At 69.8% G+C, this 22,718-nt stretch carries 22 protein-coding genes; 11 read left to right on the top strand and 11 right to left on the bottom strand.

Annotation, left to right across the window (positions count from 1 at the left end; genetic code table 11):
* The first annotated feature begins 86 nt into the window (after nt 1–86).
* The 5 genes from BLS56_RS11970 (at nt 87) to mctP (ending at nt 5,555) form a co-directional block, all read left to right on the top strand.
* Nucleotides 87–812, top strand: coding sequence for a hypothetical protein (locus BLS56_RS11970; RefSeq protein WP_091450100.1), 726 nt, complete (start codon nt 87–89; stop codon nt 810–812).
* A 393-nt stretch (nt 813–1,205) separates the two neighbouring features.
* Nucleotides 1,206–3,029, top strand: a complete 1,824-nt coding sequence (locus BLS56_RS11975; protein WP_091450101.1) for a phosphoenolpyruvate carboxykinase (GTP) — start codon at nt 1,206–1,208, stop codon at nt 3,027–3,029.
* Between the two features lie 139 nt (nt 3,030–3,168).
* Nucleotides 3,169–3,405 carry a hypothetical protein gene (locus BLS56_RS11980; RefSeq protein ID WP_091450102.1) on the top strand — a complete coding sequence of 79 codons (237 nt, stop codon included), beginning with the start codon at nt 3,169–3,171 and terminating at the stop codon, nt 3,403–3,405.
* Between the two features lie 234 nt (nt 3,406–3,639).
* Complete coding sequence (locus BLS56_RS11985; protein WP_091450103.1) at nt 3,640–3,924, top strand: DUF3311 domain-containing protein; 285 nt, start codon at nt 3,640–3,642, stop codon at nt 3,922–3,924.
* Nucleotides 3,921–5,555, top strand: coding sequence for a monocarboxylate uptake permease MctP (mctP, locus tag BLS56_RS11990; RefSeq protein ID WP_091450104.1), 1,635 nt, complete (start codon nt 3,921–3,923; stop codon nt 5,553–5,555). The genes BLS56_RS11985 and mctP overlap by 4 nt, the downstream gene beginning before the upstream one ends.
* A 61-nt stretch (nt 5,556–5,616) precedes the next feature.
* Here mctP and BLS56_RS11995 read toward each other — a convergent pair whose 3' ends face one another.
* From BLS56_RS11995 to BLS56_RS12015, 6 genes are all read right to left on the bottom strand, one after another.
* Entirely contained in the window at nt 5,617–5,937 is a 321-nt protein-coding gene (locus BLS56_RS11995) for a hypothetical protein (protein ID WP_139190627.1), read from the bottom strand.
* A 437-nt stretch (nt 5,938–6,374) separates the two neighbouring features.
* Nucleotides 6,375–7,427, bottom strand: coding sequence for an ROK family protein (locus BLS56_RS12000; RefSeq protein ID WP_228771577.1), 1,053 nt, complete (start codon nt 7,425–7,427; stop codon nt 6,375–6,377).
* A 360-nt stretch (nt 7,428–7,787) separates the two neighbouring features.
* A complete protein-coding gene (locus tag BLS56_RS31370) occupies nt 7,788–7,931 on the bottom strand; it encodes a hypothetical protein (protein WP_175482786.1) in 144 nt (47 codons plus the stop codon).
* Between the two features lie 191 nt (nt 7,932–8,122).
* A complete protein-coding gene (locus BLS56_RS12005) occupies nt 8,123–9,316 on the bottom strand; it encodes an AAA family ATPase (protein WP_091450386.1) in 1,194 nt (397 codons plus the stop codon).
* A 53-nt stretch (nt 9,317–9,369) separates the two neighbouring features.
* Nucleotides 9,370–9,960 carry a hypothetical protein gene (locus BLS56_RS12010; protein WP_091450107.1) on the bottom strand — a complete coding sequence of 197 codons (591 nt, stop codon included), beginning with the start codon at nt 9,958–9,960 and terminating at the stop codon, nt 9,370–9,372.
* Between the two features lie 144 nt (nt 9,961–10,104).
* Entirely contained in the window at nt 10,105–11,385 is a 1,281-nt protein-coding gene (locus BLS56_RS12015) for an acetyl-CoA C-acetyltransferase (protein WP_091450108.1), read from the bottom strand.
* Between the two features lie 89 nt (nt 11,386–11,474).
* Here BLS56_RS12015 and BLS56_RS12020 point away from each other — a divergent pair, with 89 nt between their 5' ends.
* Both BLS56_RS12020 and BLS56_RS12025 read left to right on the top strand, forming a co-directional pair.
* Nucleotides 11,475–12,839, top strand: a complete 1,365-nt coding sequence (locus tag BLS56_RS12020; RefSeq protein ID WP_091450109.1) for a 3-oxoacyl-ACP reductase — start codon at nt 11,475–11,477, stop codon at nt 12,837–12,839.
* Nucleotides 12,839–13,687 (top strand): MaoC family dehydratase, encoded by an 849-nt coding sequence (locus BLS56_RS12025; protein ID WP_091450387.1) that lies wholly within the window; start codon nt 12,839–12,841, stop codon nt 13,685–13,687. The genes BLS56_RS12020 and BLS56_RS12025 overlap by 1 nt, the downstream gene beginning before the upstream one ends.
* Nucleotides 13,688–13,754: 67 nt before the next feature.
* Here BLS56_RS12025 and BLS56_RS12030 read toward each other — a convergent pair whose 3' ends face one another.
* Complete coding sequence (locus BLS56_RS12030; RefSeq protein WP_091450110.1) at nt 13,755–14,426, bottom strand: TetR/AcrR family transcriptional regulator; 672 nt, start codon at nt 14,424–14,426, stop codon at nt 13,755–13,757.
* A 92-nt stretch (nt 14,427–14,518) separates the two neighbouring features.
* Between BLS56_RS12030 and BLS56_RS12035 the strand changes: the two genes are divergently transcribed.
* The 3 genes from BLS56_RS12035 (at nt 14,519) to BLS56_RS32745 (ending at nt 16,162) form a co-directional block, all read left to right on the top strand.
* Nucleotides 14,519–15,166 (top strand): SCP2 sterol-binding domain-containing protein, encoded by a 648-nt coding sequence (locus BLS56_RS12035; protein ID WP_091450388.1) that lies wholly within the window; start codon nt 14,519–14,521, stop codon nt 15,164–15,166.
* Nucleotides 15,167–15,227: 61 nt separating this feature from the next.
* The gene (locus BLS56_RS12040) at nt 15,228–15,830 is read left to right on the top strand and encodes an SCP2 sterol-binding domain-containing protein (RefSeq protein WP_091450111.1); all 603 of its coding nucleotides are present in this window, start codon (nt 15,228–15,230) and stop codon (nt 15,828–15,830) included.
* 206 nt (nt 15,831–16,036) lie between these two features.
* On the top strand, nt 16,037–16,162 hold the full coding sequence (locus BLS56_RS32745; protein WP_267463907.1) for a hypothetical protein: 126 nt from the start codon (nt 16,037–16,039) through the stop codon (nt 16,160–16,162).
* 51 nt (nt 16,163–16,213) lie between these two features.
* Here the strand turns inward: BLS56_RS32745 and BLS56_RS12045 are convergent, their stop codons facing one another.
* From BLS56_RS12045 to pdhA, 3 genes are read right to left on the bottom strand one after another with little or no spacing between them, the layout of a single operon-like run.
* Nucleotides 16,214–18,040 carry a 2-oxo acid dehydrogenase subunit E2 gene (locus BLS56_RS12045; RefSeq protein ID WP_091450112.1) on the bottom strand — a complete coding sequence of 609 codons (1,827 nt, stop codon included), beginning with the start codon at nt 18,038–18,040 and terminating at the stop codon, nt 16,214–16,216.
* Nucleotides 18,041–18,043: 3 nt separating this feature from the next.
* A complete protein-coding gene (locus tag BLS56_RS12050; RefSeq protein WP_091450113.1) occupies nt 18,044–19,081 on the bottom strand; it encodes an alpha-ketoacid dehydrogenase subunit beta in 1,038 nt (345 codons plus the stop codon).
* Entirely contained in the window at nt 19,081–20,286 is a 1,206-nt protein-coding gene (gene pdhA / locus BLS56_RS12055) for a pyruvate dehydrogenase (acetyl-transferring) E1 component subunit alpha (protein ID WP_091450114.1), read from the bottom strand. Before pdhA ends, BLS56_RS12050 begins: the two co-directional genes overlap by 1 nt.
* Before the next feature lie 436 nt (nt 20,287–20,722).
* Here pdhA and BLS56_RS12060 point away from each other — a divergent pair, with 436 nt between their 5' ends.
* A complete protein-coding gene (locus tag BLS56_RS12060) occupies nt 20,723–22,156 on the top strand; it encodes a M20/M25/M40 family metallo-hydrolase (protein WP_091450115.1) in 1,434 nt (477 codons plus the stop codon).
* Here BLS56_RS12060 and BLS56_RS12065 read toward each other — a convergent pair.
* The gene (locus tag BLS56_RS12065; protein ID WP_324187517.1) at nt 22,142–22,717 is read right to left on the bottom strand and encodes an endonuclease V; all 576 of its coding nucleotides are present in this window, start codon (nt 22,715–22,717) and stop codon (nt 22,142–22,144) included. The genes BLS56_RS12060 and BLS56_RS12065 overlap by 15 nt on opposite strands.
* Nucleotide 22,718 lies beyond the last annotated feature (1 nt).

Genomic DNA, 22,718 nt, shown 5'->3' on the forward strand with positions numbered 1-22,718 from the left:
GCAGCGGGAACCACCAGGGCGATCTGTCAGTCATACCGCTAACAAGCAAGTGCGAAATCCCGCGAGGGATCAGTAAGGGGGCACCCGTGTACGTGGACGAGACCGGCGCTGACGACACCACCGACACCACCGCCGACGACGCGGGCCACGACGAACTCACCGTCGAGGTCGGCGGCGAGGAGTACGAGGTCGAGGAGAACTACGACTACGACCAGGACGGCCACAACGACACGGCGGTCGTGCAGACCGAAGACGGCTACATGGCCTTCACCGACACCGACGGCGACGGCACCGCCGACACCATGGTCGAGCTTGACGAAGAGGGCAACGTCACCGCCGCCGCGGAGTACGACGAGACCTCCGGCGAGTGGACCGAAGCCGACCCCTCCTCGGTGGAGAACCCCTCTGGCGACGGCGCCGACTCCGGCACCGCGTCCACCGGCTCCGACGACGACAGCACGGCGGGCGACGACACCGCGTCGGGCACCGGCGGCGAGACCATCACCGTCGACACCAAGGACGGCGACGTGACCGCGGGCGAGGCCGAGTACGACGCCGACGGCGACGGCACCAACGACACCGCGGTCGTCACCGACGACGAGGGCAACACCTACGCCTTCACCGACGTCGACGGCGACGGCGAGGCCGACCAGGCCGTCGTGATCGAGGCCGACGGTGACGTCACCGTCGCCGAGCACACCGGCGAGGACGAGTGGACCACCGTCGAGACCGGGCACATCAACTCCGACGGCACCTACGAGTCCGAGGGCACCGGCGCGAGCGCCGACTCCGACGCCGCCTGGCAGAGCTGATCACTCTCCGTTGGTCAACCGCTGACCCCCCGCTGATCAGGAAGAGATCCCGGCACACCCCGCGTGCGCCGGGATCTTTTTTGTCAGAAGCCCGCTCGTGGGGAGATTCACTTGCCGCCCGCCGGGTCGGTGAGGGGAGCACTCGTCTGGCCGAATCCGACCGCCCGCATCCGGGTACTGAATCGATCCCCTTATCGTTCTTGTGAGAGAACCGACAGGCAAGGTCTCGGTTACCTGGCGGTCACTTCGCTAGCCTCAGACCATTCCTTCACGGCACGCACCCGCTTGATCCTCAGGGCGGGGGCTCAGCCATTCGGTTAGGACGCCGCTGTCCCGGTCAGGAACATGGCGTCCTGATCGGCATTTCGGCGTTCAGTCAGGAGACGAGGCGAGATGACGGCAGTGACAATCCCTGGCGTTGACCAGGCACCGACGACGCACAAGCGACTCCTGGCGTGGGTGCGCGAGGTGGCTGAACTGACCGCTCCGGATCAGGTGGTCTGGGTCGACGGCTCCGAAGAGGAGTGGACCCGGCTGACCGACAAGCTGGTCGACGCGGGGACGTTCACGCGCCTGGCCAAGAAGCCGAACTCCTTCTACGCGGCGTCGGACCCCAACGACGTGGCGCGGGTCGAGGAACGCACCTTCATCTGTTCGGCCGACGAGTCGGACGCGGGCCCCACCAACAACTGGATGGACCCGGCCGAGATGAAGGCCATCATGACCGAGCTCTACCGGGGCTCGATGCGCGGCCGCACGATGTACGTGATCCCGTTCTGCATGGGACCGCTCGACGCGGAGAAGCCCATGCTCGGTGTGGAGATCACCGACTCGGAGTACGTGGTCGTCTCCATGCGCATCATGACCAGGATGGGCACGAAGGCGCTGGACAAGTTCATCGCCGAGGACGGGACCGAGCGCGACTTCGTCCCCGCGCTGCACTCCATCGGCGCGCCGCTGGAGCCGGGCCAGGCCGACGTGCCGTGGCCGTGCAGCGACACCAAGTACATCGTGCACTTCCCGGAGGAGCGTCTCATCTGGAGCTACGGCTCCGGGTACGGCGGCAACGCGCTGCTGGGCAAGAAGTGCTACTCGCTGCGCATCGCCTCGGTGATCGGCCGGGACGAGGGCTGGCTCGCCGAGCACATGCTGATCCTCAAGCTGACCTCGCCCGAGGACAAGGTCTACTACGTCGCGGCCGCGTTCCCCAGCGCCTGCGGCAAGACCAACCTCGCGATGCTGGACCCGACCATCCCGGGGTGGAAGGTCGAGACCATCGGCGACGACATCGCCTGGATGCGCTTCGGTGAGGACGGTCGCCTGTACGCGGTCAACCCGGAGAACGGCTTCTTCGGCGTCGCGCCGGGCACCGACTTCCACACCAACCCGAACGCGATGCGCACCATCGCCAAGGGCAACTCGCTGTTCACCAACGTCGCGCTGACCGATGACGGCGACATCTGGTGGGAGGGCATGGGCGAGCCTCCCGCGCACCTGACCTCGTGGAAGAAAGCCGATTGGACGCCGGAGTCCGAGGAGAAGGCGGCGCACCCGAACTCGCGCTACTGCACCCCGATCGAGCAGTGCGACACCAAGGCGCCCGAGTGGGACGACCCGAACGGCGTGCCGATCTCGGCGATCTTCTTCGGCGGCCGCCGGGCCACCACGATCCCGCTGGTGACCGAGTCCCGCGACTGGCAGCACGGCACCTTCATGGGCGCCACGCTGTCCAGCGAGACCACCGCCGCCGCGGTGGGCGCGGTCGGCGTCGTGCGCCGCGACCCGATGGCGATGCTGCCGTTCATCGGCTACAACGCCGGTGACTACTTCAACCACTGGATCGAGACCGGCAAGCGCGCCGACTCGGCCAAGCTGCCGAAGATCTTCTACGTCAACTGGTTCCGCCGGGGCGACGACAAGCGCTTCCTGTGGCCCGGGTTCGGCGAGAACAGCCGCATCCTCAAGTGGGCGATCGAGCGGATCGAGGGCAAGGCCGCCGCGACCGAGACCCCGATCGGCTGGGTCCCCACCGCCGACGAGCTTGACCTGTCCGGCATCGACGGCGACCGCGCCGACATCGAGGCGGCGCTCAAGGTCGACGTCGACGAGTGGCGCGCGGAGATCCCGCTGATCGAGGAGTGGTTCGACAAGATCGGCGACAAGCTGCCGACGCCGCTTCGCGACGAACTGGAAGCGCTGAAGCAGCGACTTGGCTAGCCTGGGCTAGTCTCTTGGCTGGACATACCCGCCAGTAACCACACGCCAGCGAAGGCCACCGTGCTCGGCACGGTGGCCTTCGGCGTTTCGGCGTGTGGTGCGGGCAGGGGTGGACGTTCACATGGGGAGGTTTGGTCCGGTGCGCGCAGGGCATAGCTGGAACTGGCGGCTGTCGGGATACGACGACCGGGTGCACGCCTTCCCGGCCGGTGAGCGGCCCGCCAGCTTCGTGGAGGCGGTGTGCGCGCACACCGTCCCGTTCGGCCGGGTCGCCCGGACGCACACGGGCGCGCGGTGCCTGTCGTGCCTGCTGATCGTCGGCGACCGGCTCGCCGAGCGGGCGGGCGGCCCGCTGGGGACTAGTGCTGTGGACTAGTCCGCGCCTGCCTGCGGGCAGGTGGCGGTGTGACCGCCGATTCGTTGTTTCCCCGCTGGTCAGCGCGTCCACAAGTTATCCACAGGTTGGGGACAAGGTTGTGCACAGCCTGTGGAAGACGGCCGCCTGGTTGCCGAATCGCCGGGCCGGACCGGAACCGGCCAACCAGTGACGTGACGGGCGCGGGGCTTTAGTGTTTCCCGGCGACACTCCCGCTACCTGAGCGAGGCACCGATGGCACCCCCCGGGAAACCGGTCTCCGGCATCCGCTGGAGCCCCTGGAACCTGCTGTTATTGGTTCCCCTGTTCATGCTGATCACCCCGATCTTCAACCGGACCGGGCCCGCGCTGCTCGGTATGCCGTTCTTCTACTGGTTCCAGTTCTTCGGCGTCGCCGTCGGCGTGGCCGCCACGACGATCGTCTTCGTCAAGACCCGGGACCAGCCCACGACTCCGCCCCCGCGCGCCGACAGTGCCGATCTCGACGTGGACGACCTGGACGAGGGGGCAGGCCGATGAAGTGGACCGAACTGGTCGTGTTCACGCTGCTGTTCGGCGTGGTGACCGTCCTCGGGTTCGTCGCCGCGCGCTGGCGGGCGGGCAGCACCCTGGAGCACCTGGACGAGTGGGGCCTGGGCGGGCGCAAGTTCGGCTCGTGGATCACCTGGTTCCTCATCGGCGGCGACGTCTACACCGCCTACACCTTCGTCGCGGTCCCGGCGCTGATGTTCAGCGCGGGCGCGGCTGGCTTCTTCGCGCTGCCCTACACCGTGATCCTGTACCCGATCGTGTTCCTGCCGCTGCTGCGCCTGTGGTCGGTGTCGCGGGCGCACGGGTACGTCACCCCGGCCGACTTCGTGCGCGGCCGCTACGGCTCATCGACGCTCGCGCTGCTGATCGCGATCACCGGCATCGTCGCGACCATGCCCTACATCGCGTTGCAGCTCGTCGGCCTGGAGGCGGTGCTGCGCACGCTGGGCCTCAACGGCACCGGCATCGTCGGGCACCTGCCGCTGCTGATCGCGTTCGTGATCCTGGCCGTCTACACCTACCAGTCCGGCCTGCGCGCGCCCGCGCTGATCGCGTTCGTCAAGGACATCCTGGTCTACGTGGTGATCATCGTCGCGGTGGTCTACCTGCCGATCAAGCTCGGCGGCTGGAGCGAGATCTTCGGCGCGGCCGACGAGAAGTTCAAGGCCACCCCAGCGCCCGGCGACGGCATCCTGCTCAACGGCAACAACCAGCTCCAGTACGCGACGCTGGCGCTCGGGTCGGCGCTGGCGCTGTTCCTGTACCCGCACTCGATCACCGGCGTGCTCGCCTCCCGCGGCCGCACGGTGATCAAGCGGAACATGTCGGCGCTGCCCGCGTACTCGCTGCTGCTCGGCCTGCTCGCGCTGCTCGGGTACGTCGCGATCGCCGCGGGCACCAAGCCGCTGACCAACAACGCCACCGGCGACCCGGACACGAACACGATCATCCCGAACCTGTTCGAGCAGCAGTTCCCGTCCTGGTTCGCGGGCATCGCGTTCGCCGCGATCGGCATCGGCGCCCTGGTGCCCGCCGCGATCATGTCCATCGCCGCGGCGAACCTGTGGACGCGCAACATCTACAAGGAGTACATCCGCCGCGACGCCACCGCCCAGGACGAGGCGAAACAGGCCAAGCTTGCCTCGCTGGTGGTCAAGTTCGGCGCGGTCGCGTTCATCCTGTTCATCGACCCGCAGTTCTCCATCGACCTGCAGCTCATCGGCGGGGTGATGATCCTGCAGACCCTGCCAGCGGTCGCCATCGCGCTCTACACCCGCTGGTTCCACGTCTGGGGCCTGATCGGCGGCTGGATCGCGGGCATGGGCTGGGGGATGGTGCTGCTCTACAACATCCCCAGCGCCGACGGGAAGCGCGCGCACTTCGGCGCGTCCGCGCTGCGGCTGGGTGAGCTGAACCTGTTCGGCTGGCACCCGTTCGCTGGCTCCACCCTGCAGATCTACGTCGGCATCGTGGCGCTGCTGGCCAACCTGCTGGTCGCGGTGGTGGTGACGGTGGCCGCGCGGCGGATGCGGGTGTTCAACGGCCTGGACAAGACCGACCCCGCCGACTACCACGTCGACGAGGACGACCCGAAGCTGCGGCCGGTGGCCACCCACTGACCCGCGCGCCAGAAGGGCCCGGACCGCGTGCTGGTCCGGGCCCTTCTTCGTGTTCGAGGTGTCAGTGGCCGCGCCTGCTCGCCAGCACGACCAGGACCGCGGCGCTGATCAGCGCGGGCACGACGCCTGCGAAGACGCCGATGAGGACCAACCCGGCGAGCCCGGCGGCCACGAGCAGCAGGGCCAGGCGCAGCGTCGGCGCCCAGCCGCCCAGGAACCGCTCGGCGGTCAGCAGGCAGCGCTCGCCGAACGTGCGCTCCGGCGGCGGCCGGTCGCTCACCACGACCGGGGTCGGCGGCATCGGCGGCGGGGTCAGGTCGACAGGGAAGGTCAGGTGCAGGGTTTGGCGGTCATCCGCTCGCACGGACTCCGTTCCTGTCACGGCCAAAGCGTCGGGCTCCTTCGTGCTACTGCGCTGTGCAACTAGTTTCCACCCCAAGTCGTGACATTCGCGTATCTACTGCGTAGTAGACGATAAGCGGAGCGTGTCTGTCGGTAAACGGCATCGTGTGACCCGTCTCACCTATCGGGTGAAGTTACTGGCCGTTAGGTGAATCAATGGTCCACCTGAGTGGGTCTGCGGCTGTCGTAGGGCTAAACGGGTGGAGTAATAGCAGTCCATTTGGCGGGTAAGCGATCGGGTGCCCGTTTTCGGGCGTGGCGAGTTCCGCGCTGCGGCCGAACGGGTGGTCGCTTTGTCCGGTTCACCCGGCGAGAGGTACAGAAACGATCGGTCAGCGGTATTCGGACATGCCACTCCCCGCTCATCGGGGGCGATTCGGCGACAGCCGAACCTTCGGCGTCACAGGTCGCCGAGCCCTACCGGGCGACCAGCGCCGCCGCGCCGACGATGCCCGCGTCCGCGCCCAACTCGGCGGGGACGACCTTGAGGCGCCGCACGTACGACAGGCCCACATGCTCGACGATCGCGGCCCGGATCGGGGCGAACAGCAGGTCGCCTGCCTGGGCGACGCCGCCGCCGACCACGGCGAGGTCCAGGTCCGCGAGGACGGCGGTGGCGAGGATGGCGCGGCCGACGGCGCGGCCCGCGCGGTCGAAAGCGGCCTTGGCGACGCCGTCACCGTGCAGGGCCGCCGCGGCCAGGTGGGCGGCGTCGGCGTTCGCGGGCGCGCGCCAGCCCTGCCTGCGGGCCCAGCGGACCAGGTTGGGGCCGCTGGCGACGGTCTCGACACAGCCTCGGCCGCCGCAGGGGCAGGGGATGCCGCTGTCGTCGACGACGATATGGCCGATGTGGCCCGCGTTGCCGGTTCTGCCCGGGTGGGGTTGGCCGTTGACGATCAGGCCGCCGCCGACGCCGGTGGAGACGACCAAGCCGACCATGTTGTCGGTGCCCCGGCCCGCGCCTGCCCAGTGCTCGGCCGCGGCCATGCAGAGGCCGTCGCCAGCCAGTTCGACCGGGGTGCGGATGAGGTCTTCCACGCGGGCTTTGAGGGGGAAGTCTCGCCAGCCGGGGATGTTGACGGGGGACACGGTGCCCGCGATGAGGTCTATGGGGCCTGCGCAGCCGATGCCGACGGCTGTGGGGGTGGTGCCCTGGATGAGGGCGGCGAGGGCGGCGAAGACTTCTTCCGGGCCGCCCTTGGGAGTGGGGGTCTGGCGGCGCCAGGTGAGGTGGCCTTCTGGGGTGACGCCGCCCGCGGCGATCTTGGTGCCGCCGATGTCCATGCCGATGAACTCGGGTGCGCTGGCGGTCTGCTGCCGTGCCCGCTGCTGGGTGCGCTCGGCGGGGTGCTTCGGCTGGGTGGGCTTGGCCGGGGGTGGGCCTGCCGGGTTTGGTGCGGGGTGGGTTTTCTCGGGGTGCTGTGCCCGGGTGTGAGCGGGTTTGCTCGATCGGGTGGACCGGCTTGACACGGGGACCCCTCGGGCGACCGTCGTGGGAAGAGCTGGGTGGGGCGGCTTCGCCCCCACGACCACGGCAAGTTTACGGTCGCCCTTTCCCGTATCAAGCCGGTCCACCCGATCGAGCACTTTGGGTGGGGGCCCGCGCTTGCTCGGGGGTGCCGGTGGTGTTGGGAGTTAGCCGCCGCCGGGGTTTAGCCACAGGGGAACCCTGGGTATGGGAAACCCCGTAGTGCTGCCAGGTCGGGGGTCCGCCAGCACTACGGGGTCAACCGGAACATCGTGATAGGTCCCGATGGTGTTACACGGACACGGAATGTGTCCTGAGTCACGTTTAAACCCTGGCTGTTCTGGTTACGTCAGCTGTTCTGGTTAGCGCCAGATGTTGTGGGCCTGGGCCATGGTGATGAGTTCGTGGCGCATCGAGGGGGTCGCGGCCTGGTCGATGGCGCGGTTCACCGCCTTGCGAGTGCGGGCCTCGGCGCGGCGGGCTCGGATCTTCGCGGCGACGTTCATGGGTTGTGCATCCCCTTCGGGTCTTCTTGCCGCCCTGGCTGAGCGGCGTGTCTCAAGTATGCGCCTCTTTCCTTCGTCTTTCACCCGATTGTTCGGTGATTCGGGGCACTTGCCGATGAATCATCGGTCCTGGGCGTGTCTCACGCCATATCTGTTGCTCTAGCGTGAGTGGTAGATGACGGTATGGAGCGCTACTCCTCCATGCCCCTGAGGTAGCGGCCGAAGTGGGGGACGGTAAAGGCGATGCGGCCGCGTTCGGCGGAGTAGACCAAGCCCTTCTTGATGAGGCTGTCGCGGGCCGGAGACAGGGAAGAGGGTTTGCGGCCCAGGAAGACGGCCACGTCGGAGGTGCCCGCTGGGTCGTCCTTGCCCTCGGTCAGCTCTGCCATCGCTCGGAGGTACTCGCGTTCGGCGGGGGTGGCTCGCTCGTAGCGGGAGCCGAAGAAGCCGACCGCCAGCTCTTCCTCGGCCTCGGGGGCGGCCATGGCCACGTCCTCGACGGTGATGGGGTCGGTGGGGGCGGCGTCCCAGGCCGCCTTGGCGAACGCCTGGATGAAGTACGGGTAGCCGCCGGAGCGGTCGAACAGGGCGTCCAGGGCCGCCGGGGTGATGGCCGCTTGTTCGCGGTCTACCGGGACCAGGACAGCCTGGTCCGCGTCTTCACGGTCAAGGCGGTCTATGCGGACATACCGGAACAGGCGCTCGGAGTAGGACTTGCTGGCCGACAGCAGCGCCGGGAGGTGGGGCAGGCCCGCGCCGACGACCACCAACGGCGCGCCGGACTGGGACAGCTCGTGGCAGGCGGCGCACAGGGCCGAGATGTCGTCCGCGCCGATGTCCTGCATCTCATCGATCAGCACCGCGACCCCGGTGCCGACGTCCTGGGCCAGTTCGGCGACGTCGGTGAACAGTTCGACCAGGTCGATCTCGATGTCGCCGGAGTCGGCGCGGCCGGTGGTGGCCGGGACGTCGATGCCGGGCTGCCAGCGGTCGCGGAGCTTGGCGTTCTCCGGGTTCGACTTCAGTGCGAACGCCTTGAGGGTGCCCAGGACCGACTCAACGCGTTCGGGGGCGCGGTGGCGCACGGCCAGGTCGCGGACCGCGCGGTGCAGGGCGGCGGACAGGGGACGGCGCAGATCGGCGTCGGGGCGGGCCTCGATCTTGCCCGCGCCCCAGCCGCGGCGGACGGCCATGGACCGCAGTTCGCCCAGCAAGACCGTCTTGCCGACACCTCTTAGCCCGGTGAGCACCAAGCTGCGCTCCGGTCTGCCCCGCGCGATCCGCTCCAGGACGACCTCGAAGGCGGCCAACTCCTTCTCACGGCCTGCCAGCTCCGGCGGGCGCTGCCCTGCGCCGGGGGCGAACGGGTTGCGGACCGGGTCCATCATCGAACGGTATCGGCGTTTCTAGCGCCCAAGCAATATTGGCCGAGATTTCCCTACGGCGTGTTCTCCCAGACCGTCACCTGGCTGACGATCCCACCGCTGCCGACCGCTTCGACGTCGATCCGGAACACCCGGCCCTCTGGCGTCAGACCGCACACGCGGCTCCCCTTGACCAGGCCGTTCGCCTGGTTGGAACCGTTGGCCTTGGCCACCCGCGCGCACTCGTCCTTGGTCGGCGTCGAGTCCGTCTTCCACTCGACGACGGAGCCGCCGCCGTCGCTGTACAGATTGTTGCCGGACAGTCCACTGATCTGCGCGTTGTTCAGGGGACGGGGTTCGGTGAAATCGAGGCTGAACTTGCCCCAGACCAGTTCACCCGAGAAGCGGACACCGGGCTCGGTGGTCTTGGCGCTGGTGGTGGTCGTGGGCGGTGTGGTGGCCGCGGCCGCGCCGGAGGCCGACGGCGGGGCAGGCGCGGCGGAAGCGGTGACGGTGACCGTCGTGGGCTTCGCCTGCGTCTCGCTCGCCTTGCCGACAAAGAACCCCGCACCGGTCATCGCGACGAGCAGGGCGGCGATCGCCGAGATCCAGACAGGGCCGAGTTCACTGAAGCCCTTGCGTTGCGGGTTGCCCGCTCCGGTCATGTGCCTACTCCTCGTGTGCGCCGACACGCGAATCGTAGAGCGACCGCGCACGAGACGGATCTTTCCCGGCGAAACCGGGAAAAAGACGGCGGTGGCCACCTTCCGGGGAAGGTGGCCACCGCCGATGCACTCGTCAGGGAGCGGTTACTTCTCCAGGATCGCGGTGACGCCCAGGCCGCCTGCGGCGCAGATGGAGATCAGGCCGCGGCCCGAGCCCTTCTCGTGCAGCAGCTTGGCCAGGGTGGCCACGATCCGGCCGCCGGTCGCGGCGAACGGGTGTCCCGCGGCCAGCGACGAGCCGTTGACGTTGAGCTTCGAGCGGTCGATCGAGCCAAGCGGCTCGGTCAGGCCCAGCTTCTCCTTGGCGAAGGCCACGTCCTCCCACGCCGCGAGGGTGGCCAGGACCTGGGAGGCGAACGCCTCGTGGATCTCGTAGTAGTCGAAGTCCTGCAGCGTCAGCCCCGCGCGGGCCAGCATCCGCGGCACCGCGTACGCGGGGGCCATCAGCAGGCCCTCGCCGCCGTGGATGTAGTCGACCGCGGCCGTCTCGGTGAAGGTCAGGTACGCCTGCACCGGCAGGTTGCGCTCCTTGGCCCACTGCTCGCTGGCCAGCAGCACCGTGGACGCGCCGTCGGTGAGCGGGGTCGAGTTGCCCGCGGTCATGGTGCCGTCGGGGCCGCCGAAGACCGGCTTGAGCTTGGCGAGCTTCTCCGCGGTCGACTCCGGCCGCAGGTTGTGGTCCTTCGCCACGCCCTGGAACGAGGTGATCAGGTCGTCGAAGAAGCCCCGCTGGTACGCGGCGGCGAGCTTCTGGTGGCTCGCGGCCGCCAGCTCGTCCTGCGCCTCGCGGGTGATGCCCCACTCCTTGGCGGTCAAGGCGGCGTGCTGGCCCATCGACAGGCCGGTGCGCGGCTCGGCGTTCTCCGGGCGCTCCGGCGCCAGGTGCGCGGGCCGGATCTTGGCGAGCAGCGCGAGCCGCTGGCCGACGGTCTTGGCGTTGTTGACCGCGATCAGGATGCGCCGCAGGTCGTCGTTGAGCGCGAGCGGCGCGTCGCTGGTGGTGTCGACACCGCCTGCCACGCCCGAGTCGATCTGCCCGAGGGCGATCTTGTTGGCGACCTGCATGATCGCCTGCAGGCCGGTGCCGCAGGCCTGCTGGATGTCGTAAGCGGGGGTTTCCGGGGAGAGCTTGCTGCCCAGCACGCTCTCGCGGGCCAGGTTGAAGTCCCGGCTGTGCTTGAGGACCGCGCCAGCGGCCACCTCACCCAGCCGGACGTCCTGCAGGCCGAAACGCGCGACCAGTCCGTCCAGGGCAGCGGTGAACATGTCCTGGTTCGACGCCTTGGCGTACGGACCATTGGACCGCGCGAAGGGGATGCGGTTCCCACCAAGGACCGCCACTCGGCGCACGCGACTCGGGGCCATTCCATCCTCCTGAGCACAGGTTTGCAACTGAGGTAGCATCGTAACCTACTCTGGAGTAAGTTTACTAGCGAGTAGGGAGGCGCACTCAGATGACTGACCGCTATCAGCAGTTCAGCACTTCCGGCGTCGGACGACTTCTCGTGAAGCGTCTCGGACTGCCGAACCCCACCCCCTTGCGGAGGTTCAAGCGTGGCGAGCCCGCGCTGGACGGTCCCGCACTGATCGGCGGCGCCCCCGGCGGGCGCCTGCTCGACCAGGTCAGCAGTGTGTTGAAGGCCTCGGGTATCGAGGTGCTGACCAGCGCGCTGCCGGTGCCCCCAGGCGGGGAACGCGGCCCGAGCTATGGCGGTCTGGTCTTCGACGCCACCGGAATCTCCACCGTAGAGCAGCTGCGGGGGCTCTACGACTTCTTCCACCCGGTCGTCCGATCCGTCGGAGCCTGCGGTCGGATCGTGGTGCTCGGCACCCCGCCGGAGAAGGTGGCGGGCGCGGAAGAGCTCATCGCCCAGCGGGCGCTTGAGGGCTTCGTCCGCTCGCTCGGCAAGGAGCTTGTCCGCGGCGCGACCGCGCAGCTCGTCTACGTCGAGGCGGGCGCCGAGGACAAGATCGAGTCCACGCTGCGCTTCCTGCTCTCGGGCAAGTCCGCGTACGTCGACGCCCAGGTCATCCGGGTCGGCACGCACGGCGGCAACGCCGCCGAGCCCGACGACTGGAGCGCGCCCCTCGCGGGCAAGGTCGCCCTGGTCACCGGCGCGTCCCGGGGCATCGGCGCGGCCATCGCCGACGTCCTCGCCCGCGACGGCGCGCACGTGGTCGCCCTGGACATCCCCGCCATGGGCGGCGACCTGGCCAAGGTCGCCAACCGGGTCGGCGGCTCGGCGTTCCAGCTCGACATCACCGCTGCCGACGCGCCAGCCAAGCTGGTCGAGTACCTGAGCGGCAGGCACGGCGGCGTCGACATCGTCGTGCACAACGCGGGCATCACCCGCGACAAGAAGCTGGCCAACATGAAGGAAGCCGCCTGGGACGCCGTCCTGTCGGTGAACCTCGCCAGCCAGCTCAAGGTCAACGACGCGCTGCTGTCCCAGGGCGTCCTCCGCGACGGCGGCCGCATCATCGGCGTCTCCTCGATCGCGGGCATCGCGGGCAACCTCGGCCAGACCAACTACGGCGCCAGCAAGGCGGGCGTCATCGGCATGGTCAACGCCTTCGCCCCGGTCTACGCCGAGCGCGGCATCACCATCAACGCGGTCGCCCCCGGCTTCATCGAGACCCAGATGACCGCGGCGGTCCCGCTGTTCATCCGGGAAGCCGGTCGCCGGATGAACAGCATGGCCCAGGGCGGCCTGCCGGTCGACGTCGCCGAGACGATCGCCTGGTACGCCAACCCGGCCTCGGGCGCGGTGAACGGCAACGTCGTGCGGGTCTGCGGCCAGAGCCTGCTGGGGGCGTGATGTCCGTGCTGGAACTCCGCGAGTCGCCGAACCTGGGCGTCCTGTTCCCCAAGGCCGTCATCTCCGGGTTCTCCAAAAAGGGCGGGGAGCTGCCGGACCGCACGTACCGGCGCACCGACGTGCGCGTCGACGCGAAGCACCTCGCCGACTACAACCGGGTCTGCGAGTTCCGGCTGACCGACGAGCTCCCCGCGACCTACCCGCACATGCTCACCTTCCCCATGCAGGTGAAGCTGATGACGGACGCGGACTTCCCGTTCCCGCTGGTCGGCTCGGTCCACGTGGCCAACCGGATCACCCAGACCCGGGCGCTGCGGGTGGACGAGAAGTTCGACCTGCGGGTGCACGTGGAGAACCTGCGGCCGCACCCCAAGGGCCGCCAGTTCGACATGATCAGCGAGGCCCTGGTCGACGGCGAGGTGGTCTGGCACGACGTCAGCACCTACCTGCGCCGCGGCTCCGGAGGTTCCGGCGAGTCCGGCGCGGGCGACGAGCGCCGCGAGCTTCCCTCGGCGTCGGCGGTCTGGCGGGCTCCGGAGGACATCGGCAGGCGCTACGCCGAGGTCTCCGGCGACCGCAACCCGATCCACCTGCACGCGCTCAGCGCGAAGCTGTTCGGATTCCCGAAGGCCATCGCCCACGGCATGTGGACCAAGGCGCGCTGCCTGGCCGCGTTCGAGGGCAGGCTGCCCGAGGCGTACACGGTCGACGTGCGCTTCAAGCTGCCGGTGTTCCTGCCCGCGAAGGTCGGCTTCCACGCCGAGCAGACCTCGGACGGGTGGCGTTTCGACCTGTTCGACGCGCGCAAGCCCAAGCCGCACATCGAGGGCGTCATCACCGCGCTGTAGAAAGATCTGGCTGTGTGCTCGAAGGGCCTCCGGGGCTTCCCGGAGGCCCTTCGGCGTCACTCCGGTGTCACTCCGGCGCCGCTTCCGGCGTCGGCGTCCAGACCGCGCCGTCGACCAGGTCACCCAGGCCCATCCAGACCAGGTTCATCAGCCAGGACGCGACGACCTTCTCCGGCACGTCCGGGTGGTCGAGCCACCAGTCGGCCAGCGACTCGCCCGCGCCGACCAGGGCGGCGGCCAGGGCCTCTGTGGCCTTGGTCGCGGTCTCGCCGAGCCCCCGGCTGGTCGCCGACCGCACCAGCAGCGCGTCGACCAGGTTGATCGCGCGGCTGCGCATCGCGAGCAGTTCCTCGCTGAACGGCCCGCCCTGCGATGTCGCCTGGCGGTGCAGGACCTTCCAGCTCTCCCGCTGGGAGGCGACGAACTCGAAGAAGGCGCGCAGGCCGTGCCACAGCTGCATGTCCGGCGGCGACTCGGCCCGCACCCCGCTCGCGATGGCGTCCATCAGCAGGCTCGCCTCCCGCCGGATGCACGCGGCGAAGAGGTCTTCCTTGTGCCCCAGGTAGGCGTAGATCATCGGTTTGGAGACGCCCGCCACATCGGAGATCTCGTCCATCGACGCGTTGTGGTAGCCGTGCTGGGAAAACACCCGGACGGCGGCGTCGAGGATCTGGCGCTCCCGCACTTCCCGGGGCAGGCGCTTCACGCGCGCCGGTCGACGCTGTTCGTCGACGCTCACGCCGAACCTCCCGATCGTTGGTATCGATCCCCTTGTCAGCCAACTTACTCACCCGTAGCCTACTCGCGAGTAGGTAAAACGGGGAGGTGTTCATGCCCGACTCTGGTCACACCGGTGCGGCGATCGGCGCGCTCAAGCCACGGGCACTGGTCGAACTGCTCGACCGGATGAACCCCGCTGAGGCGATGGACATCGACGCGGATGCTATCGGGCGCGCCCTGAACCCGAGGAAGCTCGGCAGAAACGACCTCACCACCGCCCTGCGCGCCATCACCCGGCTCGCCGAGGCAGGCGCGCCCGTCGACCTCTCCGCGATGTCCCCCAAGACGTTCGTCCGCATCCTCACCCAGGCCTCCACCGACCAAATCCAGTCGATCATGGCCGAGCCCGGCCTGCGCGCCCGGGTCCTGGGTGAGATGTTCCGCCACATGAGCGACCACCCGCGCGACGAACGGATCAAGGACCTCAAAGCCGTCATCCACTGGCGGCTCACCGGCGGCGCGGGCGAGGACGGCTACGACCGCTACGAGACAGTCATCGCCGACGGCGCCTGCGTGGGCGGGACGGAGATGACCGCATCGCCCAAGGTCACCGTCACCCTGTCGCCCACCGACTTCCTCAAGCTCATCACCAACAACGTCTCCGCCCCAGTGCTGTTCATGACCGGGAAACTGAAGGTGCGCGGCGACCTCGCCTTCGCCGCAGGCCTGACCGGACTGTTCGACCTGCCCAAACCGTGAGCGGCCGGGCGGACAACGCGCGCCGCGAGTGCGGCCACCCGTGAACAGGCACACTGCCCTCATGCGCATCGCACGCAGGCGCCGCAAGTGGCACCGCCTCCCCCCGGTCGCCGTGGTCGACCTCGACGGCTTCGCCGAGGCCATCGACCCGGCCAAGCTCGACCCGGCCCAGTTCGTCCAACTGGTCGAAACCCTCGACATGCTCGGCGACGCGGGCACCGGGATAGACCTGGCGGGTATGCGGACGGAGACGTTCCTGCGCTTCCTCGCCCGCGCCACCCGCGCCCAACTCGACGCGCTGACCACCCACCCCCACCTGCGGCACGTCGTGTTCACCGAGGTCTTCCGCCGCATGTCCGACCACCTCGCCCCCGACCGCGCCGCAGGCCTGCGCGCCGTCCTGCACTGGCGCTTCACCGGCGGCGCGGGCGAGGACGGCTACGACCGCTTCGAGACCGTCATCGCCAACGGCCGCTGCACCTCCGGCGACGAACCCACCGACGACCCCCGGGTCACCATCACCATCGCCCCGGTCGACTTCCTGCGCGCGGTCATCGGCGCGGTGAGCCTGCCCATGCTGTTCCTGTCGAGCAAGGTCAAGGTCAAAGGCGACATCGCCTTCGCGGCGACCCTGATCGACTACTTCGACCTTCCCCGCCCGTAGGTCGCTGGGGTGCTTGCTTTTGTGGGGTTGGCTCGATGGGGTGGAGTGGTTTCTTCGGGCCCCTACGAAGGAAGACCGCCGTGTGAAAGACGGGTGAGAAGCCTTCGGCCGCACACGTGCGAAGCCAGCTTGGCGATCTTCCTTCTCCCCCGAAGAAACCACTCTGCCCCCATCGAGCACCTGGCGGCTTCGGGTGCGGGTGGCAGGTGAGCGAACATCTCGTTCCTGCGCGGCGACCGGTCGCCTACGGCGTTTTCGCCGACGACGACGAGTCTGAGGTGTCCGGGGAGGTGGCGGGGAGCCTGGTCGGCGCCCCGCCACCCACGGGCTAGCGCGTCGTTCTCGGATCAGCCGTCGTTCTTTGGTCAGCCACCGTTCTCCTGTCAGTAGGTGAACGCGACTGCCGGGTCGGCCAGCAGTGCGCCGATGTCGGCCAGGAACCGTGAGCCTTGCTGGCCGTCGACCAGGCGGTGGTCGAAACTCAGCGCGAGCTGGCAGACCTTGCGGACCACGATGTCCCCGTCCACTACCCATGGCATGTCGCGGATGGCGCCGAACGCCAGGATCGCGGACTCGCCTGGGTTGATGATCGGGGTTCCGGTGTCGACGCCGAAGACGCCGACGTTGGTGATCGTGATGGTGCCGTTGACCAGGTCGGCGGGCTGGGTCTTGCCGTCGCGCGCGGTCGTGGTCAATGCCTCCAGGGCCACGGCGAGGTCACGCAGCGACAGCGTCTCCGCGTTTCGGACCTTCGGCACGATCAGGCCGCGCGGGGTCGCAGCCGCGATGCCCAGGTGCACGTAGTCCTTGAAGACGATCTCCTGCGCGGCCTCGTCCCACGCGCTGTTGACCTCCGGTGTCCGGGCGACCGCCATCGTCACCGCCTTGGCGCAGAACGCCAACGGGGTGAGCCTGACGTCGCGGAAGTCCGGGTGGGCCGCCAACCGCGCCCGCAGATCCATCATCGGTGTGACGTCGACGGTCAGGAACTCGGTGACGTGCGGCGCGGTGAACGCGCTGGCCACCATGGCCTGCGCGGTCGCCTTGCGGACCCCCTTGATCGGCACCCGCCGCTCTCCCACCCGCGCTGCCGTCTCGGTGGCGGGAGCAGTGGGTGCGGCCGGGACGGGCTCGGGTGTGGGGCCGGTAGCTGCTCGCTCCCCCGCCTGCGCTGCCGTCTCGGTGGCGGGGGCTGTGGGTGCGGCCGGGGTGGGCTCGGGGGTGGGTTCGGCAGCCGCCCGCTCCACATCGGCGCGGGTGATCACGCCGCTGCCCCCGGAACCCGTGAGCGAGCGCAAGTCGACCCCGAGGTCCTTGGCCAGCTTGCGCACCGGCGGCTTCGCCAACGGCACATGCCCCCCGCGCGCACTCTCCGGTGCGTCCGACGTCCTCGCCCCGCTGCCCCCGGCTACGGATCTGGTGGCCGTTGCGCCTGAGTCGGAAGCTGAGCCGTCGAAGCCGGGTGCTGTCCCGGCGCCGCCGGGAGGCGTCGTGTTGCCGTCGTGGCCCGTTCCGGCCGCGCCGCCTGCCGCCGTTTCGCCAGTGCCGGAGGCTGGGCCGTCGAAGCCGGTTGCTGTCGCGTTGCCGTCGTCGACTGTTCCGGTTGCGCCGCCAGCCGCCGGTCCGCTGGCGCGGGTGGCTGGTCCGGCGGTGCCGGGTGCCGGTTCGCTGGTGGTGGAGGTCGTTCGAGCAGGCGGTTCCGGTTGGCGGGCGGTGGGGATCGCCTCGGGGGCTTGGTCTGCGGTGTGGTCGGGAGCGGGGCCCTGGGTGCGGGCGAAGGCCGCGCCGACCGTGCTCTGGGCTGCGGCGGCCGCAGGCTCGGTGGGGACGGCCGGGCCCTTGCGGGGGCGGCGTTTGGCGGTGACCGCCTTGGCGCCGTACCCGACCAGGGGCTTCATCTCCTCCTCCCCCGCGGCGGGCGCGGAGCCGTTGCTCGACGCCGGGGGTGGGGCGGCGGCCCCGCCGGGATCGGTGTCGATGGTCAGGATCGGGGTGCCCACGTCCACCGTCTGCCCTGGCCGCACGTGCAACTCGGTGACCACCCCGGCCCAGGGGCAGGGAAGCTCGACGGCGGCCTTGGCGGTCTCGATCTCGACGATGATCTGGTTGACCGTGACCGTGTCACCCGGTTTCACGTGCCAGGTCAGGATCTCGGCCTCGGTCAGCCCCTCGGCGGTGTCCGGGAGCGGGAAGCTCTTGTACTCAGGCATCGCTCACCACGCCAGCGATCGGTCGACGGCGTCGAGCACCCGATCCAGGTCGGGGAGGAAGTGCTCCTCCAGCTTCGCCGCCGGGTAGGGCGTGTCGAACCCGGTCACCCGCAGCACCGGAGCCTCCAGCGAGTAGAAGCACTCCTGCTGGACGCGGGCGGCGATCTCCGAGGTCAGCGACGACTCAGCGGGGGCCTCGCTGACCACGATGAGCCTGCCGGTGCGCCGCACCGACTCGAAGACCGGGCCGAGGTCGAGCGGGGACAGCGTCCGCAGGTCGATGACCTCCAGCGCGTGCCCCTCATCTTCCGCGGCCGTGGCGGCGTCGAGCGCGACCTTGATCGACGGGCCGTACGCGACGACCGTCGCCGTGTGGCCGCGGCGGACGACCCGGGACGCGAACAGCGGCGCTGGCGTGGCCGCGGTGTCGACGTCGGCCTTCAGGAACCCCGAGTGGTAGAACCGCTTCGGCTCGAAGAACAGCACCGGGTCGTCGCACCGGATGGCCTGCTGGATCATCCAGTACGCGTCGACCGCGTTGGAGCAGGCGACGACCTTGAGCCCGGCGGTGTGCGCGAAGTACGACTCCGGCGACTCCGAGTGGTGCTCGACCGCGCCGATCCCGCCGCCGAAGGGCACCCGGATGACCATCGGCACCTTCACCCGCCCCAGGGTGCGCGCGTGCAGCTTCGCGACCTGGGAGACGATCTGGTCGAACGCGGGGAAGATGAACCCGTCGAACTGGATCTCGCACACCGGCCGGAACCCGCGCACGGCCAGGCCGACCGCGGTGCCGATGATCCCGGACTCGGCCAGCGGCGTGTCCAGCACGCGGTGCTCGCCGAAGTCCTTCTGCAGGCCGTCGGTGATCCGGAAGACGCCGCCGAGCTTGCCGACGTCCTCGCCCATGACGAGGACCTTGGGGTCGGCCTCCATCGCGGCCCGCAGGCCGAGGTTGAGCGCCTTGCCCAGGGTGAGCGACTGGACCGACCGGGCTGACGCCGCGGCGCCGTCGGCCTTGTTGAGCACCGGCGCGGCCATCAGTGCTCACCTCCGGCGAAACCGGCCGTGTAAGCCAGGAACTCGTCGCGCTGCGCGTCGAGGACCGGGCTGGGCTCGGCGTAGACGTGGTCGAACATCTGCCTCGGTGGCGGATCGGGCATGGCGAAGCAGAACTCGCGCAACTCGACCGCGAGCGCGTCCGCCTCGGCCTGCACCGACTCGAAGAAGCCCTGGTCGGCGCCGCCGTAGCGGACCAGGTGGACCCGCACCCGCTCGATCGGGTCCTTGAGCTTCCACGCCTCCAGTTCGTCGGAGTGCCGGTACCGGGTCGGGTCGTCGGTCGTGGTGTGCGCGTCCATCCGGTAGGTGAACGCCTCGATCAGGACCGGGCCGTTGCCGTGGCGGCACTCGTCGAGCGCCCAGCGGCTGACCGCGAGGGTGGCGAGGACGTCGTTGCCGTCCACCCGGATGCCGGGGAAGCCGTAGCCGCGCGCCCGCTGGTAGAGCGGCAGGCGGGACTGGCGCTCGGTCGGCTCCGAGATGGCCCACTGGTTGTTCTGGCAGAAGAACACCAGCGGGGCGTCGTAGACCGCGGCCCAGACGAAGCCCTCGTGCACGTCGCCCTGGCTGGTGGCGCCGTCGCCGAAGAAGACCATGGTGGCCTCGCCGTCGTCGTCGCCGACCTTGCCGTCGAACCGCTGCCCCATCGCGTACCCGGCGGCGTTGAGGACCTGGTTGCCGATCACGATGGTGTACGGGTGGAAACGGGTTTCGGCGGAGTCCCAGCTGCCGTGGTCGGTGCCGCGGAAGATCCCCAGCAATTCCTTGGGGTGGATGCCCTTGGTCCACGCGACGCCGTGTTCCCGGTAGCTGGGGAACGCCATGTCGGCGGGCCGCATCGCCCGGCCCGCGCCGATCTGCGCGGCCTCCTGGCCGAGCAGCGGGACCCAGATGCCGAGCTGGCCCTGCCGCTGCAGGGCGTTGGCCTCGCGGTCGGCCCGGCGCACCAGGACCATGTCGCGGTACAGCGCGCGCAGGTCCGCCGCGGTCACCTCGGCGACGTATCGGTCGAACCGCGGGTTCTGGACCCGCTCACCCTCGGGCGTCAGAAGCTGCACCAGCTCCGGACCGCCTTCGCTGGTCGCACGCAAACCCGCGATCACCTGCTCTGCTGTGGGTGCGGCAGCGGTGGCGGCAGGGCCTTCCCGGGGCTCCGGGTGCGTCCACTGTTCTGGGGACGACATGCGCGTTCTCCTCGTGTCCGGGCCGCGCAGACGCTCGTGGCGTCGGCTACGGCCGCGCCGCCGGTGCCGCCGCCGTTGGTAGGGCGTTGGCCACCGTCGACGTTGACGGCTTGGTGTTCTCATCCTGACACGGCCGAGTGTGGCCTAACGAGGGTTGGCGCGTCGGAAGTTATCCACAGGGGGCTTCTGAGCAGGGAAAACGTTGGACAACCGACGTTCGGGGTTCAGAGCAGGGCGGGGTCGGGGCAGCTCAGCGGCACCCATTCGGGAGCGGGCGGACGACCGGCTGATAATAGTGATCTACATCACAAAGACTAGGCGGACCGGTGGCGCGGGTGCGGGAACGGGCCCGGCCACCGGCCCACCGCAGACCTTGCCCGACCGCCCCTGAGAGTCCTTCAGGTTCCGGCCGTCCCAGCCCGTGGGTGGCAGGATCATGGGTGTGGACACGACAGCAGTTCAGCGGACCGTCCGGCGGCTGTGGGACGCGGAGATCCTGCCCAGCCTGCGCGAGTTCGTCGCGATCCCCGCCCTCTCCCCGAACTTCGACGCGGACTGGGCCGCCACCGGCGCCTTGGACGCCGCTGTCGGGCACCTGCGGGCCTGGATCGCGGATCGCGCGATCCCCGGCGCCCGCATCGACGTCGTCCGGCTACCCGGCCGGACGCCCGTGCTGCTGCTCGACGTCGCGGCCACCGAGGGCGTGCCCGACACCGGGACCGTCCTGCTGTACGGCCACCTGGACAAGCAGCCCCCGGTCGGCGGCTGGTCCGAGGGACTGGGCCCGTGGCAGGCGGTGCTGCGCGACGGCAAGCTGTTCGGGCGCGGCGCGGCCGACGACGGATACGCGGGCTATGCCGCCACGGCCGCCATCGAGGCGGTTCGCGCGGCGGGCGGCGCGCACGGACGTTGCGTGGTGCTCTTGGAGACCGGTGAGGAGTCAGGTAGCCCTGACCTGCCCGCTTACCTGGAACATCTTGGCGACCAGCTCGGCCGCGTCTCTCTTGTCATTTGCCTGGACTCCGGTGGCAACGACTACGAGCGCCTCTGGCTCACGACCTCCCTGCGCGGTCTCATGGCGGTAGACCTGACCGTGCGGGTCTTGCGCTCGGGGCAGCACTCGGGGCTGGCGAGCGGGGTCGTGCCCAGTTCGTTTCGGGTGATCCGGGCGCTGCTCGACCGGGTCGAGGACACCGAGACCGGCGAGATCCTGATCAAGGAGATGCACGTCGACATCCCGGCCGACCGCGCCGCCGAGGCCGCGGCGTCGGTCGCCGTGACCCCGGGGGCGTTCCGCGGCGCGTTTCCGCTGGCGGACGAGACGAAACCGGTCAGCGAGGACGAGGTGGAGCTGGTCCTCAACAGCTCCTGGCGCCCCACCCTGTCGGTGATCGGCGCGTCCGGCTTCCCCGAGCCCGCCGACGCGGGCAACGTCCTGCGCCCGTTCACGACCCTCACCCTGAGCTTCCGCCTCCCGCCCACCGCCGACGGGCAGGCCGCCTTGGCCGCTGTCCGCGACGCTCTTACCTCCGACGTCCCGTACAACGCCACCGTCGAGCTGACCCGGACGGAGACCGCCAACGGCTGGAACGCGCCCGCGCTCGCCCCCTGGCTGCGCGAGACCCTGGACACCGTGTCCGACCAGGTCTTCGGCAACCCGTGGCGCACGCTCGGCCTCGGCGGCTCCATCCCGTTCATGGGCCTGCTCGCCGAGCGCTACCCGGAGGCCCAGTTCGTCATCACCGGCGCTCTCGGTCCGGACAGCAACGCGCACGTGCCCGACGAGTGGCTTCACGTGAAACAAGCCGAGCGGGTCACCGAGGCCGTCGCCCACATCCTCGACGCGCACGCGCGGCTAGCGGCCCCGTGAGAGCCGGTCCGCCTGCCGGGTCGTCTCGGGCAGGCGGTAGCGCGGGGTCAGCCGCAGCACCAGGTCGGTCGCGGTGTCCAGGTCGACCAGGTGCCCGGTGGACACGAACACCGGCTTGACGCCCGCCCGGGTCCGCAGCGCCCGGCCGACGACCTCCCCGCCGTCCACCAGCGGCGTCCACGCGCCCCGGCGCGGGCCGGGCGGCTCGAACTCGCCCAACGCCGTCTTGCCCACTCCGATAGACGGGATGCCGGTAAGCACACCCGCGTGGCACGCCAGGCCGAACCGGCGGGGGTGCGCCAGTCCCTGCCCGTCGCAGACCAGCACGTCCGGGGGCGTGTCCAGCCTGCCCAGCGCGGCCAGCTGCGGCGGCAGCTCCCGGAAGGCGAACAAGCCCGGCACGTAGGGGAACGACTCGTCCGCTTGGACCACCGCCTGGTCGACGACGTCGAGGGTTGCCAGATCCAGGACGCACACCGCGGCGGTCAGCCGCTCGCCGTAGCCGACGTCGAGTCCCGCGGCCGTGCGCGGCGCGAAACCCGCGGGCGGCCGGGGCTCCACG

Origin of the sequence: Actinokineospora iranica (assembly GCF_900101685.1) — a bacterium.
GTDB classification, from domain to species: domain Bacteria; phylum Actinomycetota; class Actinomycetes; order Mycobacteriales; family Pseudonocardiaceae; genus Actinokineospora; species Actinokineospora iranica.